This is a genomic window from Hydrogenophaga sp., from assembly GCF_030656115.1.
In the GTDB taxonomy this organism is placed as follows: Bacteria; Pseudomonadota; Gammaproteobacteria; order Burkholderiales; family Burkholderiaceae_C; genus Hydrogenophaga.
On sequence record NZ_JAUSOO010000025.1, the window covers coordinates 1 to 1582 of the forward strand.

General features: G+C 58.3%; 2 protein-coding genes and 1 rRNA gene. 2 read left to right on the top strand and 1 reads right to left on the bottom strand.

What is annotated here, in order from left to right; all coding sequences use genetic code 11:
* Positions 1-13: 13 nt before the first annotated feature.
* Positions 14-126 (top strand): 5S ribosomal RNA (gene rrf, locus Q7J58_RS02510).
* Between the two features lie 310 nt (positions 127-436).
* The gene (tnpB, locus tag Q7J58_RS02515; RefSeq protein WP_304822958.1) at positions 437-871 is read left to right on the top strand and encodes an IS66 family insertion sequence element accessory protein TnpB; all 435 of its coding nucleotides are present in this window, start codon (positions 437-439) and stop codon (positions 869-871) included.
* A gap of 122 nt (positions 872-993) precedes the next feature.
* On the opposite strand, the gene Q7J58_RS02520 is transcribed toward tnpB, so the two are convergent.
* A partial coding sequence (locus Q7J58_RS02520; protein WP_304822961.1) for an integrase core domain-containing protein occupies positions 994-1582 on the bottom strand: 589 nt, incomplete at its 5' end.

A 1582-nucleotide genomic window follows, 5' to 3' on the forward strand; every position in this document is an offset into this window, starting at 1 on the left:
GCAACCCTTTATGCCTGACGACCATAGCAAGTTGGTCCCACTCCTTCCCATCCCGAACAGGACAGTGAAACGACTTCGCGCCGATGATAGTGCGGATTCCCGTGTGAAAGTAGGTCATCGTCAGGCTCTTACCAGCCCCCCCAAACCCCCTCGTACCTCACCGTGCCTGGGGGTTTGGGCTTTTCTGTACCTGTCAAGTTCCGTCTGTTTATAAACACGCCAGCACATCCGTTACCGTGAAAGCCAATCCAGGTAACGACGTGCGAACCCCTGCCGACCCGCAGCAAATCGTTCCGAAGAAACACGAGGCGTGGGCGCGCGGAATGTGGGAAAGTAGAACGCAGCACCGTAAGCGTACGGCGAACCCCACCTACCGCCCAAGCTTGTAACCTGCAAAGCTTGCGGTCTTGTTTGTTCATCCAACCGATCAAGACCCATGCAGCCAGACACCAGCACCTTCACCAACCCAGCCACCCGCCACCAGCCCACACCGAATTCAGCAACGTGTGCCGAATGGCCATCAGAACCTGCAGCCCTCTTCGACCCGCAACTGCACAGCCTGTACCTGTGCCAATGCCCCATCGACATGCGCCTGGGTTTTGACGGTGTGCTCGCCCGCGTCATCCACTGGTTTGGCAGCGCACGCCCGCACTGCGCCTACGCTTTCACCAACGCACGGGGCAACCGCATCAAACTGCTCATCCACGACGGCCTGGGCCTGTGGCTGGTCCAGCGCCGCCTGCACAGTGGACGCTTCGCCTGGATTAATGAACCCCTGGGTGTTCCGGTGAGCCTGAGCACCGCCCAATGGCGAGCCCTCAGCCAAGGCCTGCCCTGGAGCCGCATCGACCAAGCCATCAGAGCCCATTGAGCACACTGCAATTTTGGGCAATTCGGCGCCCATTTGTCCATTCAGACATGTGCCGATAGCGTCGCTTCAAGCGGCCTGGAACAATGCAGTCCATGCCCTTGCAGCACCCCGCCACCACCGCATCAGCACCATCGGCTTTGCCCGATCTGGCGGCACTGGGGCCTGTCAAGTTCCGCCTGTTTATAAACACGCTTATTGAAGAGTTCCGGCTTTTTCTTGCTCCAAGCCTTGAGAGCATCGACCGGCGAGAGATGCCCCAGCGAGCGCTGTGGGATGTGGTGGTTGTAGGTAAACATGTAGTTATTCAAAGTCGCATCGAGTTCGGCACCCGAGGCGAACCGGGTTTGTTTGACAACCTCACTGATGCGGCCATTGAAGCGCTCAACCATGCCATTGGTCTGCGGATGACGCGCCGGAGCCAGACGATGTTCAATGTTGAGCTCTTGGCACTGTTTGTCAAAGACATGCTTGCCCGTAGGCTGCTTGTCTTTGCTGGTGAAGCGGTCGGTGAACTGTGTTCCGTTGTCCGTCAACAGCTTGGTGATTTTGAACGGCGTGGCCTTGTGCACACGGCGTAGAAAGTCCACACTGCTGCGCTCGGTTTGATCGCGGTAGGTGCGCAGAAATACCCACCGGGTGGCGCGGTCTATGGCCACGTACAGGTAGCGCCGAGCGCTCTCATCGGGCATCTTGGGCAGGTATTTGATGTCG